The organism is Priestia sp. BR_2, from assembly GCF_041954005.1.
Taxonomy (GTDB): domain Bacteria; phylum Bacillota; class Bacilli; order Paenibacillales; family Paenibacillaceae; genus Paenibacillus_AQ; species Paenibacillus_AQ lautus_A.
Map to the genome: position 1 here is coordinate 37076 of NZ_JAVFHM010000193.1, position 15933 is coordinate 53008.

General features: G+C 50.5%; 14 protein-coding genes. 2 read left to right on the plus strand and 12 right to left on the minus strand.

Annotation, left to right across the window (positions count from 1 at the left end):
• Positions 1-3: 3 nt before the first annotated feature.
• From RB298_RS13575 to RB298_RS13585, 3 genes are all read right to left on the minus strand, one after another.
• Positions 4-951, minus strand: coding sequence for an ABC transporter permease (locus RB298_RS13575; protein ID WP_486047338.1), 948 nt, complete (start codon positions 949-951; stop codon positions 4-6).
• Positions 952-1468: 517 nt separating this feature from the next.
• Complete coding sequence (locus RB298_RS13580; RefSeq protein WP_486047339.1) at positions 1469-2248, minus strand: hypothetical protein; 780 nt, start codon at positions 2246-2248, stop codon at positions 1469-1471.
• 298 nt (positions 2249-2546) lie between these two features.
• Positions 2547-3350 (minus strand): phytanoyl-CoA dioxygenase family protein, encoded by an 804-nt coding sequence (locus RB298_RS13585; RefSeq protein WP_096773816.1) that lies wholly within the window; start codon positions 3348-3350, stop codon positions 2547-2549.
• A 120-nt stretch (positions 3351-3470) separates the two neighbouring features.
• Here RB298_RS13585 and RB298_RS13590 point away from each other — a divergent pair, with 120 nt between their 5' ends.
• Positions 3471-4268: an AraC family transcriptional regulator gene (locus RB298_RS13590; protein ID WP_015735483.1), complete on the plus strand. Its 798-nt coding sequence runs from the start codon at positions 3471-3473 to the stop codon at positions 4266-4268.
• Positions 4269-4318: 50 nt separating this feature from the next.
• On the opposite strand, the gene RB298_RS13595 is transcribed toward RB298_RS13590, so the two are convergent.
• The 6 genes from RB298_RS13595 to RB298_RS13620 all read right to left on the minus strand — a co-directional run bounded on the left by RB298_RS13595 (position 4319) and on the right by RB298_RS13620 (position 13603).
• Complete coding sequence (locus RB298_RS13595; protein ID WP_096773817.1) at positions 4319-5857, minus strand: extracellular solute-binding protein; 1539 nt, start codon at positions 5855-5857, stop codon at positions 4319-4321.
• A 32-nt stretch (positions 5858-5889) separates the two neighbouring features.
• Positions 5890-6750 (minus strand): carbohydrate ABC transporter permease, encoded by an 861-nt coding sequence (locus RB298_RS13600; RefSeq protein ID WP_096773818.1) that lies wholly within the window; start codon positions 6748-6750, stop codon positions 5890-5892.
• Positions 6744-7646: an ABC transporter permease gene (locus tag RB298_RS13605; RefSeq protein WP_486047431.1), complete on the minus strand. Its 903-nt coding sequence runs from the start codon at positions 7644-7646 to the stop codon at positions 6744-6746. The genes RB298_RS13600 and RB298_RS13605 overlap by 7 nt, the downstream gene beginning before the upstream one ends.
• A gap of 282 nt (positions 7647-7928) precedes the next feature.
• Positions 7929-9710 carry a sensor histidine kinase gene (locus tag RB298_RS13610; RefSeq protein WP_486047340.1) on the minus strand — a complete coding sequence of 594 codons (1782 nt, stop codon included), beginning with the start codon at positions 9708-9710 and terminating at the stop codon, positions 7929-7931.
• Positions 9711-9751: 41 nt separating this feature from the next.
• Positions 9752-11296 carry a response regulator gene (locus RB298_RS13615; RefSeq protein WP_486047341.1) on the minus strand — a complete coding sequence of 515 codons (1545 nt, stop codon included), beginning with the start codon at positions 11294-11296 and terminating at the stop codon, positions 9752-9754.
• 54 nt (positions 11297-11350) lie between these two features.
• Positions 11351-13603, minus strand: coding sequence for an FAD-dependent oxidoreductase (locus RB298_RS13620; RefSeq protein ID WP_486047342.1), 2253 nt, complete (start codon positions 13601-13603; stop codon positions 11351-11353).
• Positions 13604-13719: 116 nt separating this feature from the next.
• Between RB298_RS13620 and RB298_RS13625 the strand changes: the two genes are divergently transcribed.
• A complete protein-coding gene (locus tag RB298_RS13625; RefSeq protein WP_486047432.1) occupies positions 13720-14562 on the plus strand; it encodes a helix-turn-helix domain-containing protein in 843 nt (280 codons plus the stop codon).
• Positions 14563-14635: 73 nt separating this feature from the next.
• On the opposite strand, the gene RB298_RS13630 is transcribed toward RB298_RS13625, so the two are convergent.
• The 3 genes from RB298_RS13630 to RB298_RS13640 all read right to left on the minus strand — a co-directional run bounded on the left by RB298_RS13630 (position 14636) and on the right by RB298_RS13640 (position 15762).
• On the minus strand, positions 14636-14914 hold the full coding sequence (locus RB298_RS13630) for a hypothetical protein (protein ID WP_486047343.1): 279 nt from the start codon (positions 14912-14914) through the stop codon (positions 14636-14638).
• Positions 14915-15216: 302 nt separating this feature from the next.
• On the minus strand, positions 15217-15603 hold the full coding sequence (locus RB298_RS13635) for a DUF1259 domain-containing protein (RefSeq protein ID WP_486047344.1): 387 nt from the start codon (positions 15601-15603) through the stop codon (positions 15217-15219).
• An 18-nt stretch (positions 15604-15621) separates the two neighbouring features.
• Positions 15622-15762: a hypothetical protein gene (locus tag RB298_RS13640; RefSeq protein ID WP_486047345.1), complete on the minus strand. Its 141-nt coding sequence runs from the start codon at positions 15760-15762 to the stop codon at positions 15622-15624.
• Positions 15763-15933 lie beyond the last annotated feature (171 nt).

Here is a 15933-nt window from a genome sequence, read left to right on the forward strand (position 1 = left end):
CCTTTACCAGATGCTGCGATTCAGAAATTTGCGGCTGAGCATGTTGCCGATGACGATAAGCAGGAATCCGACCGCTGAGTTGAATAGGCCAACCGCCGTACTGAAGCTGTAATCCTGCTGGCCGAGTCCCATCCGGTATACATAGGTGCCGATGACGTCCCCGGTCTCGTACACGAGCGGATTATACATGGTTAAAATTTGTTCCGTCCCCGCCTCCAGCAGGCTGCCGATCCGCAGGATGAACATCAACACGATGGTAGGCAGCATGCCCGGAAGCGAGATCGACCACATCTGTCTGATCCGCCCCGCCCCGTCGATGGCTGCGGCTTCGTATTGCTCCTGCTCGATACCCGCAATCGCGGCGATAAACACGATAGCGTTCCAGCCGATTTCCTTCCACCCGGCCGTGAAGACAACCAAGCTGCGGAACAGGCTGTTGTCGGTAAAAAACGAGATCGGCTCTCCGCCGAACGAACGGATGATTTCGTTCACGATACCGCCGGTAGGTGACAGAATGTTAAGGAACAACCCCGAGATAATGACCCAGGAAAGGAAATGCGGCAAATAAATGATCGTCTGGATCGTCCGCTTGAAGAACATGCGCCTCACTTCATTTAGCATAAGCGCGATGACGATCGGAATCGGGAATAAAATCGTTATTTTGTACAAGCTGATGAGCAGCGTATTTGCTAATACTTGCAGAAATTCATCCGATTGCAGCAACCTCTCGAACTGCGCCATCCCTACCCACTCGCTGCCGGATATGCCGCCGAAGATGTTGAAATCCTGGAAGGCGATAACGATGCCGTACATCGGCGTGTATTTGAACAATAACAAGAACACAAGGCCCGGTATAAGCAGCAAATACATATCCAAGTTGCCTCTAATCAGCTTCCAACGCCGTCCGCCGGCGTACAGGAGAGTGCCTTCTCTTCCGCTGCGTTTGCTCACGATCTCCACCTACTTTTCTCTGTCTTGTCTCTTATTGTAGGGGAGGCAGCCCAGAGGGAGTAGAGGTCGATCCTTTTATTTCTGGTCTTTTCCAACACAGTTTGCGAATGGGCTTGGGACATGGCGGGGCCCTGTAGTGTGCTGCTTTGCCAAAAATTTTAGATAGCGCTTAAAGTCCTTTAAATCCTATCGCCCCCCCTAAACGATTGCCCGCTCAGGGGATCCACATTACTAAATAGGTATTGCAGCAGCGTCTATAAGCTCGTTCGCCAGACGGTCATAAACGCACATTCGACAAAACAAACGCATGTTGGGATGCCGGCATGATCAATATAAATCTGGATATGTCCGTCAGGAGCGCAGCATAATGGAGGTTCGGTTCGCCACTCATTAATCTTGTAATAATGACCCTGATTGCACAAAGCAATAGGGTCATTTTTCTAGTGTACCTTCAAAGAATTGGTCAGCAATTTGTCCCTTACGGCAATTGCCCCAATTCTTGTCCCTCGACAGAATTCTATCGGCAAGTCAGGTTAGCCAATCGCCGTATCTCATCGCTTAACTTTCGATTGACTGGATACACCTCTTCTATGAAATTTAAAATACGAAGTGCCGATTCTGGAACATGATCGTATCCCTGTATCATATCTCCTATGATTCCAGCAAAACGCGGGTATCTCCTCTCTAGCCGCCTCTCATTGCCGAACGGATCGGGAAAGTAGTCCACCTCTTGCTCCAGCAGATGGAGCACCGATAGAATCCGATCCACTGCGTAACCTTGAACAAACCTTGTCGCGGAGAGACGCTCTCCCCTTGCATAGCGACCGAGCCCCACGTATAGATTGGTTAGCGCTTCATTCAAAGGAAAGTCCAAGGAATCCACTTTTAGGTTGGGGACCGGGTTGGAAGGTTTGGCGATGGCCGTATTGGAATACAGGGGGTTCTTCTTCCATATGACTCTGCCTTCAGTATAGGTCGCATTCGCCAGCTCCCACTCCTCGAATACAGCATATTCCCCGAAAATACCATCCTCGAACAATACTTTGTAGCCAACATCCGAATTCTTAAACGCATAGGCAAGAGGGTGTACGTCCTCGAGCCAATCCAATCGGTCTATATATCGGTTTTTCTCCCTTGGCTCTACAATGACAAAGAAATCTAAATCCGAATATTCATCCAACCGTTCAGTTTCGACCCCAACGGAACCAACGCCTAATAATAAAAGAGCTCCCCCCTTGCGTTCGAGCGACTTGCCGATCTCGCCCAGCCGCTGTAACAGCAATTCCGTTCTCAACATTACGAACCCTCCCCTAGTTTTGGAATGCAAAAAGGGTCCAACCCACTTTTCAGCGAGGTTGAACCCGAAGGTTGCATTGCCTTTATTATCCTGCCATCAAGGTATCACGTATTCTTATTGCCGTCAATCGAAAAAAACTTGCCATGATTTGTAATTACGGTTCACCGCACATGATCTCAATCTATCCTGCCCTATATTTAATGGACTTTGAAGCTGCTGCCGGCGGCAAGCTGCTTCCTGGTGCGTTTGAGCTATCGTCAGGGCACCGTGGTATCAACATAACAAACCCTGACATTCTTCATTTGATCAGCATGGATTTGAGAGGCACCATCGATTCCTCTGGGACGTAATAATTGAATTTGTTGTCGCTGATCTGTCCAAGAAGCTGGCGGCGTATCGGATCGGCGTCCTTCAGCAGACTCACAGACGCCGAGTGATAGTCAATAGGACGCATCCAGATCGGGCTGTAGCCCAGGAACAGCTGCCTCCTTGTGAATGTGGAGCGATTCGGCGAGCCAGCATGCCACAAGTTTTGGGCGAACACGAAGACGTCACCTGGTTTTCCGCACACTTGTACCTCTCCGTCAAGCTGCTGGCGCACATCCTTGTGATTCGGATTGTACGGCTGCTTGTGACTGCCCGGAATCACTTTCGTATTGCCGCGATCCGGCTCCGACATATCGCTCAAAATATAACAAACCTTAATATAATAGGTTGCCGTCAAGCCGTTAATGACAGGAAACTGCGGATGCGGACCGTCTTGATGCCAATCGATAAAGCTGTGCGTGTCCGTTTGGGTTTCGCTTGGATTCGGTTGTCTGATCGTGAGGTGGGAGATATGAAGCTGGATGTTGTGGCCAAGCAAATTAACGATTAACGGAAGAATGGCAGGCTGATCGATTAATGCAGCAATCTCGGCATGGCGTTCTACGCTGTTATAAATATTACGCGAAAGCGCTTCCGGTTCAATCGAGACAATTTCGTCGATCGCGGCATTCAGCCGGCTTACCTCTTCCTGCGACAAAATATCTGGTATAACCAAATACCCCTGTTCATGAAATTGCTCCATTAATTTCGGTATTTCCAAATGGGCTGTCTTCATCCTTTATACCTCCTACTTGTATTTAATTTAATTATATTTGGCGAACCATCATGTTATAATGTAAGAAAAATCGATTTTCCTTGTAAATAATTTCAATTTGCGAAAGGGTGTTGTCATGCAATGGAGTTCAGCGGATTTCTGGATCCCGATTTGCAATACCATGTCTACGTGAAGGATACCCCTCAATTTCAGAAAACGCATGATACATATGATCATTGGGCGTTGTTCATCGTCGAAGAAGGTGCTTTTAATTACAGAATGGGCAGCCAAAGCGGAAGGGCGGTCAAGGATGACATCGTATTATGCCCGCCCGATCTAACCTTCTACCGGCAAACGGACGGTTTATCATTCCATCTCATGGGGTTTCAATGGATCAATTCCCTAGAGGGGCCGCCGCGTGCGGCGGATTTCCCGACTTTCGGCAAGCTTCGGCTATTGAACCACAAACGCTTCCAATCCACCCTCTCTCAATTTCGCGAAGCCCAATACTTGCATGCAGGGATTGGTCATACGTACAAGAAACATCTTCTCAGGGATCTGCTCTATTTGCTTCAGATCGAGCAATCCGAGCAGCATACGATGACCTTGTTCAGCGAGGATCCGACCCTTGGGCGAGCCCTGCATTTGCTTCAGCAGCAAGCAGAATTCGGCCTATCGTTGAAGTCGATCGCTGTGGAGCTTGGTCTAACCCAGGTGCAGCTGACAAGACTGTTTACACGCGAGTTCCGCATAACGCCAAGCGCCTACGCGACTAATCTTAGAATGGACAAGGTCAAGCAACTCCTTGTATACTCTTCGCTTACCCTTGCCCAAATCGCCGAGCATTGCGGATTTACCGACGAACATCATTTAAGCAAAAGCTTCAAAAAACTGTGCGGCGTCAATCCTTCGTCTTACCGAAAAACGCATAGCGTATAATAGAACAGGCCGACCTGCATCGAATGAGGTCGGCCTTTCGTTCCCGTTATTTAGTCACCGTAACCAAGCGCCTTGAGCTGTTCCATGGCGCTGTCCACTAACGCTTTGTAGTTCATGGACGTTTCCAGCGTCTTGATAAAGTCATCGTATTCGGTCAATGGACGTTTATCGTAAATAAACTTCGCGATCTCCTCTTCCATGTACCGATTCGCATCGGCAGGGTTATACCCCTCCGGATTGTCAACAAATCCGTTCAACGCTTCAATACGGGGTTGATCGTTCGCGAATTCGATTGCAGCCGATTGTGCGGCGAACTTCGCTTGCAAATACTCCATTTCCGGTCTGCCGGTGAATTGGTACAGCCAAGAATGGCCGACTTCGCCCGCCTTGTCCGTCATCATCGGCTTGCCGTCCTCAAGTGTGAAGTGCGTATCCTTCACCCCGAACTGCACGAGCAGCGAGCCTTCGTCCGGATTCGAAATATAGTTGAGCAGATCGAACACCCGCTGCAGTTTCTCCGGGTCTTTCTCAAGCGCTTTCGGAATGGCATATCTCCCAGGCGCCGCGCCGATATCCCACGAACCGTCGAATTGTCCTCCTGTACCCGAAGGAGCGGCGATTTGCAGCCATTCCGCATTCGGATTAACGGTTTTGATCTGTTCCACGAACTGCTCCTTCGTCATGTTCGGCCAATCGATATAGACGATGCCCGCCTGCCCTTTGATCGCCTTCTCCTGATGCTGCAAACCGCTGTTGGCCAGCAGCTCCGGATCAACCGATCCGGAACCAATCATGTCCTTAATAAAGGCCAAAGCATCTTTCATTGCCGGCTCATGAAGCGCATTGACGACTTTGCCGTCCTTCTCGTAGAAGTTGCCTGGCATTCCGACGCCGAAGGCTCCGAAAACGGTCGAGAATGCACTCAGCTTGCTGCCCGTTAGACCAAAGGTATCCGGCTTGCCATTTCCATCCGGATCGTTCTTAGTGAACGCATCCGCTACGGAAGCCAACTGTTCCACGGTCGTCGGCACTTCCAGCTTCAGCTTGTCGAGCCAATCCTTGCGGATCCATAAGGTATTGTATGGGATTTGCGGAGATTTGGAGATGCCATATACTTTCCCGTCGACCATCCCCTTCTTGACGCTGTCCTCCCCGATGAACGCCACCGTTTGCTCCAATTTATCCATATACGGCGTCAGATCGAGCAGCAGCCCTTGCTTGGAAAATTGAATTAACTGCTGCCGGTCGACCATGAACAAGTCGGGAAAGTTCCCCGAGGACATCCGAACGTTTAGTTGATTGTTGTAATCGTCCGCTGCTGGATATACCGTCAGGTTCAGGTCGATATTCAGCGCCTTATCCAATTCCTGCTTAATGATGTCTTTATCGGGTGACGGAAGATTGTTCCCCGTCTCGATAATGTCGAGCTTAACCGGTTTGCCGCTAGACTGCTCCGTCGTTTCCGTTCCGGGCTTGGCGGTAGCGCCCGAAGGATTTCCCGGATTACCGCTGCTGTTTCCACCCGAACACGCCGTAAGCATGGCCCCCGCTAATGAAACGGCTACGAGCAAAGTCCCTAATTTCTTCATGATCTTAACCCCTCTCTGAATGGTTTCATCGGTTAACCTTTAATCGAACCAAGCAGCATCCCTTTTGTAAAATGCTTTTGAAGAAACGGATAGATCACAATGACCGGCAAGCTCGCAATCATGACGGATGCCATTTGCATCGTCTGCGTCGGCATCATATTTTCCGCGTTCTCCAGCGGCTGCTGGCTTTGCATCAGAATCTCCCGGACGACGACCTGCAGCGGATACAGCGTGCGATCGGTCACATAAAAAATCGCTTGAAAAAACTCGTTCCAATGGCCGACCAGGTAAAACAATCCAACCGTCAACAAGACAGGAACGGAAAGCGGCGTAACGATTTGCAGCAGGATGCGGAACTCTTTGGCTCCATCCATTCGGGCCGACTCGAACAGCTCCTCCGGCAGCCCTTCAAAAAAGCTTTTCATAATAAGAACGTTAAAGCTCCAGATTGCATTCGGCAAAATCATCGACCAGATAGAATCGAGCAGCCCCATCGACTTAACGACCAGATAGGTCGGAATAAGCCCTCCGCTGAACAACAAGGTGAACACGATCATGAGAAGAAAAAAGTTTCTTCCCGGCAAATTCCGGCGACTAAGCGGGTACGCCATCAGTGCCGTCAAGACGAGATTGACCGCTGTTCCGATCACCGTAATGAGAACGGTTATTTGGAACGCCTTCGGAATATTGGACTCCGTCAGCAGCGTGCGGTAAGCGGAAAACGTAATTTCCTTCGGGAACAATATGAATCCGCCGTTACGCAGCACTTCTCCGAACGGAGTGATGGATACGGATACGACATAAAGGATCGGCAGAATGGCGACAAGTCCGCATATTCCGAGAATGACGTATATAATTGCGTTAAAAATTTTATCATCGAGGCCCCTTACCATATGCCCTCACCCCATTTCTTCGCCACACGGTTAGCTCCTAGCACAAGGATAAGTCCGATGACCGATTTGAACAATCCGACTGCCGACGCCAAACTGAAATTAAGCTGCTGCAGACCGGTTCGGTAAACCCATGTGTCGATGATGTCCGCAACCGGGTATACCTGAATATTGTACAGAATGTAAATTTGATCAAAGCCTGCATCAAGCAGATGGCCAAGCTTCAGAACGAACAGCAGGACGATAATGCTTCTAATGCCAGGAAGCGTAATATGCCAAATCATTCGCATTCGGCTCGCACCATCCACCTTCGCCGCCTCGTAAAGCGTCGGATCGATGCCCGCCATCGCGGCCAAATAGATAATCGCACCCCAGCCGAGATTTTGCCATACCTCCGATCCAACCAGTATGCTGGGGAAATATTCCGTCGAGGTCAGAAACGGGATCGAGCTTCCCCCCGCTTCCACAATCCAGCGGTTGATGAGACCGCCGTTCTGGGAGAAGAGCGTCAAAAGAATGCCGAAAATAATGACCCAAGACAAGAAGTGCGGCATGTAGGTCAGCGTTTGTACAATCGACTTCAGCCAGCGAATGCGGCATTCGTTCAGCAGTACGGCCAGCATGATCGGCGGCAGCGTCCCCCATAACAGCTTGTAGAGGCTGATCAACAGCGTATTGGTCAGCAGCTGGCTGAAATAAGGCGACTCGTAAAAGCTCTGAAAATGCTTATACCACGGATCAACCCACGAGCTGCCCGTTATGCCGTCCAGTATTGCAAAATCTTTGAAAGCGATAATGACTCCGTACATCGGGAAGTACCGAAATATGACAAAATAAATAATGCCGGGCAGCAGCATGATGTAAAAGGCTTTAAACCGCCATGCTAACTTTAAAATCATGAGCAGCCTTGTCCGCAGAGAAAACCGTATCCGAGGGGCTGGCGTTAGGCTATGATTGGTTTCCATCGTATCCCTCCCTAGTTTGAATGCGCTTCCAATAAGGTAAGTATAAAGGTCCTGAAGTCTCCTCGATATACACAAAAACGTAAAAAATGTAAGCATTTCCTTCATCATCATTAACATCGAATATGGATCCATCTGCATCAATATCAACGATAAATGAGTAAAGGCTGTCACGAATGGCCTGAAGAAACCACGTGACAGCCTTGGTATCGTTTTTGGTTAACGCCAAATACCTAATCGTTCGTCGCTTTCCGTCAGGACGGGCATATCGACGCGGACCACAGTTCCTGCCCCTTCCGCGCTTCCGATCCGCAAGCCGTACGTCCCGCCGTGATGGATCCGAATTCGCTCATGCACGTTCCGCAGCCCGATGCCCGTAAACCGGTACATGGAGCCCTGCCCACCGTCCTGATTTTCCAACAGCAGCCTGCTTCGCTTCTCCCGCATGATGCCTATTCCGTTATCGCGCACATAGAGTCTCAGAACACCCTTCCTCAGCCCGCCTTTCACGACGATAAGCCCGCCGTGATTCGGCGTTAATCCATGGAAGAGTGCATTTTCTACAAGCGGCTGCAGCGTAAGCTTAAGTATGCGATACTGCAAAAGGTCAGGATTGATATCAATCATAAACTGATATTGTTCCCCAAAGCGCACCTGCTGAATATGCATGTACATTCGCAGCCCTTCCAGCTCCTCCTCAAGCGATACGTATTCCGATTGCTTGTCGAAGCTGAAGCTTAACAGCTTGACCAGCGAACGAATCGTATCGCGCAGCTCGTCGATACGCTGCTGCTTTGCCAAGCTGCTTATGCAGGCGAGGGTATTATACAGAAAATGGGGCGCAATCTGGCTTCGCAGCATCTTCAGCTCGTATTCCTTCTTCTGCTCCTCCGCATGTTTCGTCTTCTGGAGCAGGTTCTGAATCCTCTCGAGCATAGCGTTATAGCTCTGCGTTAGCCTGCCGATTTCGTCCATTCTCGTGACAGGCAGCTTCGCCACGACCTGAAAGTTGTTAAGACGGTCCATCTTCTCGACAAATCGGCGAATCGGATGCGTGAACGATCGGCTGAGCAGATACGCGCTGATCAGTAGCATCATGATCCATACGATACTCGCGGTCCGGTAGTTGCTGTTCAGCTTCTGCAGGTCCTGATAGAAATAATCCTCTTCGATGAACGCCGCAAGCGACCAGCCTAGACGGTTTTTGGTCGACTTCACGGCAACGAGCGGATTCAAGGAATCCCCTTCTATGCCGCTGACGCCGACTTTGAGCAAGGCGAGCTGCCCTCGAAAGCTCTCCTCCAGCTTCGGCGGATACGAGGCCGATTGGAAGGGGAGCAGCTTATCGCGGGAATCCAGCCGATTAATGACGCTGCCTTCCTTCGTGAACAGTATGTAAGATTGATAGATCATTGGCGCAATACGCTCCGTGAGCAAATCGAGATTAAGTTCGGCGACAACGACACCCTTCACCTTATTGTCTGCATCCGCAATAGGCAATACGTAAGCAAGCGTTCGCCCCGACATCGGCGAATCATAAGGTTCGCTCACGTTAATAGCCCCATAGTTAATCAGCGCTAGCTCATAGAGCTGGTCCAGCTTTGGATTGCCGATGATGTCATAAACGACCTGCGAGCTTGCAAATACTTGGCCGTCAGCTCGAATCATGTACAAAGTTCTGGCAATGGAATTGTTAATCCCAGCGAACTTGCGAAGCGTCTCGACGGCTGCCTCCTCATTCCCTTCCTCCAGCAAATCGGCGCGGGTCGAGAGTAGCAGCAGCATATTCTCCACATTATCCAAACTTGCATCAATATATTGATTCGTCCGGCTGACGAGCAGCATGGCATCGCGAATGACTTGATTCTGAAGCACACTTTCCGCCTCGTGGAGGTTTCGCCATGCAAGCACTTGAACGAGCAGCAGCGTCACGATGAACAAATAAATAAACTGCTTGGAAGCGAGACCAAGGCTGGCATACCAATGAAACAGTTTCCTCATTTCCACCCTTCCTTCGCGCTCGTTCTCTCTCACCTGTGCTTTCAGCCATTCCGTTTATAGTCCGTCGGCGATACCCCAGTCCAATTTCGAAACGTAACGGTAAAATAGCGGTAGCTCGGAATGCCGACCTCTTCCGCGATCTCATATACCTTCATATTCGAATGCCTAAGAAGCTCAATCGCCTTCTCCATACGAAGACGGGTAATATACTGATTGACCGTACTCCCCGTTTCCTCGCGAAACAATTTGCTGATATAGTGTGGGCTCAATCCTACCTGCTCTGCAATAACGGGCAGCGAGATCGGCTCCTTGAGATGGTCTTTGATCCATTGCACGGCCAACCGAATCTCAAAGCGCGAACGCGACTTCCCTAGCTCTACAGCTTCCATAACCTGAACAATATTGGCAATCATCTCGGCTAACGTTCCTGCGTCCATTAATAGCCCCATACGGACTGCGCTTAGCTCAGCGCCCTCTTGCTGCCTGTGCCAGTCAACCTGCCAATGGAGTATCCGTTCCTTCAGTTGACTTGGCTTCACTCGCTCAGCGATGCACCAATCCCTGAACTCGCCAAGCAAGCATTCCTTCAAGCTCGCAAGAGACAATGATGCTTTTCTCAGCATCTCGTTTAATTCCTTCGTTTTCTTTTCCGTCAGATCCGATAGAGGCAGCGAATGCTGCGCGTACACAGCGCTTTCCTCGGGACATCGGTCGTAAAACAGCGCATCTTTCCACTCGTTCGAATAGGCGAGCGCCGATGCAATTTCTTCCTTCGATGCGACCGGTTTGCTAAATAGGGCACATACTGTCGCCCACCGTCCCTGCTTGGTCTCTTCCCTATTCAACAGCTCCGTCAAATGCTGAACGACCGTGCGGAGTGACTCAAGAACAGCATTGGCAGAAGTTCTGCCTTCAAGCAGAACAAAATATTCCCGCTCCCGTACCGTCAGCCAAGTCAGCCAAGTTGGATCCCTTTTTTCCTGCTCGGTCAGTCTCTGCCGAACCGTTTCCTTCACGGGTAGATAGGCTAATGGAGGAATGTCTAGCTGAAGTCGTACCAGCCGAATCGGACGATCTACGCTTAACGTCATCGATTGCCAATCGGAGCCGGCTGGCTCTTGCCCATGAAGCAGCTTGCCGAATAAGGCGGCTTGCAGCTGCCTCTGTTCCCTTCTCGCATGCTCCTGCACCATGCGCTCCTTGACGACCGCAGCTCTCACTTTGTCCATCGCCTGCTTAAGCTCTTCTTCCTCCAATGACACCTTCAAAATATATTCAAGCGCTCCAAGACGGAGCGCTTCTTGTACGTAATGAAAATCGCTGTGACAGGTTAACAATATGATCTGAACGTGCGGGTGCCGCTTCCGGAGTTCCCGAATGAGAGCAATGCCGTCCATAACCGGCATCGTAATATCCGTTATCACGACATCTGGCGTGCGTTCAGCACATAGCTGCATCGCTTCCGAGCCGTTGCTCGCTTCCCCTATCCATTCGGCTCCGCACGCCTCCCATGGAAATAGCCGAAGCTCTTGCCGCAGAGGAATTTCATCTTCAACGATCAATACGCCAAGCGGCTTTATGACCATGATATCCTCTCCTTTACGCCTCAAAATGTAAGCGCTGTCATTTATTTTATTCCATTATAGAGCATAAACTCTTATTTCGGCAACCTCCGCGCGTGGTCCTCCGTTCGTTTCGTCGATCCATAGTCTAATCGTATGTGACGAGATGGAACGGCTGAGCTTATGCACTTTTTTGCGCTTATGGTTGTGCTTCTCTTCAGCCAGTGTAACCCACTCCTCACCGATGAGCGCCTCTATCCGATAAGCTCGGACGAGCTCGGGAATCGCTTCGAAAGCCGTGCGATGATGGTGCAAATTGATTAAATCTTCATTAACGTCGTCGTTAAAGGTGACGTGGATCTCGGCGATCGATTGCACTTCAGCCCACTCCAGCTGCAGCCATTCCGGTTTGCCTGGAGACATCGGCTCGGACATCCATAAATGCGGACCGGCAAACGGCCGAATATACCCGTCCGTCACCGCTGCGGCAGCGTACGCTTCCGTATTAGGCGTAACCTGCAGACACAGCGGCTTGCGGTTCCAACGGCGCATGCTCCACTGTACGACCGGCTGATCCGGTTGACGATCCTCTAAAAGCGTAGAGACGATCGGCTTTGGCCCCTTCTCAAAGCACAGCACGCCGGTCATCGGACAATCCGATCCGTGCAGCTGAATCGCTTCGTTCGCCTTAATAATAAGGAATGCATTACAGGCTGCATCGGGCTGCCAAAATAAGTCCAGCTTAACCCATTGCCTGGTACCTTCGGCTACTGACACCGATGCTTCAGCTACCATCTGCTTTGGCACGTAGTTTTCACCTTTATCCGTATGCCACAGCTCCACTTCAAGAGTAGCAGCCTTTGCCGCATCGATCAGCAGCTTCACCGATTCAAGCGAGGGATTCACTGGAAACAGGATGCCCAGTTCTTTATCCAACGGGTGCGTATAGGTTGAGTCCGTCAGCGAAACTTTGGTCATTGTGCTGGATGCCGTAATACGGGCCGACTTGGCGTGATCGTTAGGGTCGTCTGCCGCGATCCCGATAATCGACGCATCCTGCCTGAGCATCGTCTGCTGCAGGTCGTTCATATGGTCACGGTGCAGCGCACGCGGCGATATCCCTTTCTGCACGCACAGTGCGGCACCGCTTCCGGCTGCTTCGCCGATGACCGCACAGGTTGCCATTACCCTCGTGGTACCGAATGCGACGTGAGTTGCGCTGATATCGCGGCCTGCGAACATCAGATTGCTGACGTTGCTGGAGTACAGACACCGAAATGGAATATGATAGATGCCGTCCGAAAATAAATGCTTTGAACCGCTCTCTGTCGAATACATGCCTTGCGGCGGATGAAGATCTATCGACCAGCCTCCGAAGGCGATGCGATCAGTGAAGGGCTCCTGCGCGATAATATCGTTTTGGTTCAACATATAATCTCCCGTGAATCGGCGATACTCCCGTTTGCCAGGGAGCGATCCGACCCATTCCAGCGTCATGCGATCGGCATCGAAATTGCCGGAGTTTTTGATATAATCCCATACCCCGTAAATGACCGACCAGAGCTCATCGCGTATTCGTTCATTATCATGCACCGTATCCAGCTCGCCGCCCCATTCGATCCACCAATAGTGGCAGCCTGAGTCGCCGCTGCGAATGACCCGCTTCATCGGGATCGCCGTTTGGGTAATGTCCTTCGCAAAGCTCGGCGGAATGTATTTGACCGGCCGATCGGCCTCCTTCGTATAGAACAGGAGCGTGCTGCCAAGCGTAATATCGTCCGCCGTCTCCGGAGCCCAGTCCTCGTTGTATTCCTCTGCTGCCTCGCGGCCGATCCGGTATTTAGCGCCTGCCAGGAAACCCGCAAGGCCATCTCCTGTACAATCTATGTACATATCGCTTTCAAACCGGATTTTCCGCTCGGAGCCCATCATCCAGCCCGTGACCGACTTAATGGTGCGCTCCTCCTCCGCGCCCTCCGCTTCGACCTCGTGCACATCCGTATTGAGAAACAAAGCAATGTTCGGCTCAGCTCGGACCGTCTCGAGTACTACGAGATCCCATAAATACGGATTTCCATCCGGGTTCCGGTATTGATTCTCGACGAACATTTCTCCCATGATGCCGGTTTCTCTCGCGTAACGCTGCGTGCCATGCGCCGTAGCGCCGCATACCCACACCCGTACCTCGCTGCTTGAATTACCTCCGAGTACGGGTCTGTTGTTCACGAGCGACACGGTTTGGCCGAGACGTGCGGCTGCAACGGCAGCGCATACGCCGGCCAATCCTCCGCCAATAACGGTAATGTCGGATTTTACGAATTCAAACTTCAATCGAATCCCCCCAAGTCTAGAATTACTATCATCTTAATCGAGGGGGTCGTTATTTAACATGCACTGCGCTATCATATTGGCATATACTTTATTTCATTCTGGAGCTGATTGCGGTGATGATGTTGAATCGAAGCCCCATCCTATATCCTAGCCTAATGCATCATGTCTTTTGGAATCATAAGAAGAAATTTCAATACAGCGTGGACACCTACAGACATTGGGTTCTATTTGCTGTGGAGGGCGGCAGCTTCCGTTATGGGATCGGCGACAGCGAGGGAGTGGCGCAGATGGGCGACGTCATCGTTTGCCCTCCGGGCGTCGATTTTCATCGCGACGTTATCCATGCGCCGTCCTTTCATTTCATCGGATTTTCGTTAGGCTCTATATCGGGAGAGGCGGTTGCAGGGCAAGAGGCAGAGCAGGACGTCCATCATCGTTTAGCGGCTTCTGCCTACAAGCCCACAGTCGCGCATAAGGAGAGGTTTGCCGATAATTTGAAATATTTCAAGAGGCAGGACGAAGCTGCCGCGGAGATCGATCAGCGTAGCTATTGGCAAAACCATGCGCTGAACGATATTTGGCTCTTTTGTTTGCAGTCGATAGCGGCCGGCGTGGTTGGCGTAGACAAAGAACCTGCCGATCCTCTGATGGAGCAGGCGCGGCTCTATATCCAGCAAAACGCCTATAAGGACATGAGCATGCTGCTGCTAGCGGACGAGCTGGGCATCAGTCCCGTTCAGCTCACCCGCAGATTCACACGAAGCGTGGGGATGACTCCTTCGCGCTATTTAAGCCATATTAGGCTGGAGCAAGCAAAGTCCTTGCTCGTCGATACCCATCTGAATTTAGAGCAGATCGCATTAGCTTGCGGCTTCAACAATGGCTTCTACCTCAGCCGCGTGTTCACGAAGCTGATGAAAGTCAGTCCTTCCGCATACCGGAAAACGAACCGGGTCTAATGCCTGCAACAATCCCCTCTATTCAATAGTAGGAAGCGACAGGACAAATACACTTCATTGTTCCGAGCTTTCCCTAACCGTTAGCAGCCTGCCTTGAGCTTGAGCCAACTGCCTGCGAACGTATGGCCAAGGCCTGGCCGCGAACGGCATGCTTCTTGTTCTCGCCGCGGATGAACCGCTCGAAGATATTCTTCCTGTTGCGGCAGTGGTATGCCTTGACCGTTGTCAGACACCACGCATCGTCTCTTTCGCTTAGGGAGACGGGGATGCTTAGCGGCCGATTCGGATGAAGGGGCTGTACGATTTTATTGAGTAATGTCTTCCAGTCCTTCTTCCATTTTAAATTCCTCATTTGCCTGTATATCCGTTTCATCCCTTTGTTCATCAACGTTTCAAATCATTTTTATTGCTTGCAAGGCCACATGAGGCAGTGTATGTGAGACGGGTACAAAACTGGGACAGATGATCCTTCAACTTTCGGTCTTCTGTCCTGAACTGGTAGAGCGAAGCCGCTTGCATTGCAGGTGGCTTTACTTGCTCTTCCCCCTTCTAGAACAACTAAAAAGCGGTACCACGCGCTTCGGTGTAGTTGGATTTTTGTTATATCTAGTAGCCACCACGGCTAAACTGACCAAGCGGAGGCGAGCCTAGTGGTTACAGCAAGTCAAGCGCTCTTCTGACTTTTCTGGCGAAAATGAGCGGCTTTTGTACCGCTTCGATGTTGACATAGATCAATCTGGGGCGCTCGAACAGCCATTCGTTATGAATGGACGAAACGATGATGCCCTGTTTAAGAAGGCTTGCGATAAACCGATCCGTTTCCTTTTGCAACAGGGCAACTCTTCCCAAACACAACGCTCTACTAGTCACAGCATTTAACGATTCAAACGAGAATGATGAGGTTAACATAAACCTTTTCTTTAAAATCGTTGCCTTTACTCGATTGCGCGAAATGGTTGCGACGCATTTTCCGCCTGCAAATCCGGGGGTTCCTCCAATGATTTTGGCAAACCTTCCGCAAATACGTTCATTTCTACTCATGCTCAACCGAATTCCTCCTTAAAAGCGTAGCAGATTCCGGAACTGCTTTTGCTTGACCTGCTTCATTTTCACTTCGTAATAAGTACCCTTGGCTCGGCTGAGCTTCGGCATTAGAATCGGGGGAATGGCCAACGGGGTAACATATTTTTTGAGCGGCACAGATATATCCTCCTACTGAAGACTAGACATTTGTAAGTTCAAGGCATTCGCCCTGAAGTCCTGATATAGTCTAATGCCGCATCGGAGAAACGCGATACGTACAGCAGCCCACGGATACCATTTATTTTATTACGCTAAACTTGCGAAAGAGAAGATTTGATAAGGCTGTTG

Excerpts from the sequence above, each read along its gene's own strand:
- RB298_RS13580 (WP_486047339.1), bottom strand. The coding sequence starts at position 2,248 with ATGTTGAGAACGGAATTGCTGTTACAGCGGCTGGGCGAGATCGGCAAG.
- RB298_RS13585 (WP_096773816.1), bottom strand. The coding sequence starts at position 3,350 with ATGAAGACAGCCCATTTGGAAATACCGAAATTAATGGAGCAATTTCAT.
- RB298_RS13590 (WP_015735483.1), top strand. The coding sequence starts at position 3,471 with ATGGAGTTCAGCGGATTTCTGGATCCCGATTTGCAATACCATGTCTAC.
- RB298_RS13595 (WP_096773817.1), bottom strand. The coding sequence starts at position 5,857 with ATGAAGAAATTAGGGACTTTGCTCGTAGCCGTTTCATTAGCGGGGGCC.
- RB298_RS13600 (WP_096773818.1), bottom strand. The coding sequence starts at position 6,750 with ATGGTAAGGGGCCTCGATGATAAAATTTTTAACGCAATTATATACGTC.
- RB298_RS13605 (WP_486047431.1), bottom strand. The coding sequence starts at position 7,646 with ATGATTTTAAAGTTAGCATGGCGGTTTAAAGCCTTTTACATCATGCTG.
- RB298_RS13610 (WP_486047340.1), bottom strand. The coding sequence starts at position 9,710 with ATGAGGAAACTGTTTCATTGGTATGCCAGCCTTGGTCTCGCTTCCAAG.
- RB298_RS13615 (WP_486047341.1), bottom strand. The coding sequence starts at position 11,296 with ATGGTCATAAAGCCGCTTGGCGTATTGATCGTTGAAGATGAAATTCCT.
- RB298_RS13625 (WP_486047432.1), top strand. The coding sequence starts at position 13,720 with ATGATGTTGAATCGAAGCCCCATCCTATATCCTAGCCTAATGCATCAT.
- RB298_RS13630 (WP_486047343.1), bottom strand. The coding sequence starts at position 14,914 with ATGAGGAATTTAAAATGGAAGAAGGACTGGAAGACATTACTCAATAAA.
- RB298_RS13635 (WP_486047344.1), bottom strand. The coding sequence starts at position 15,603 with ATGAGTAGAAATGAACGTATTTGCGGAAGGTTTGCCAAAATCATTGGA.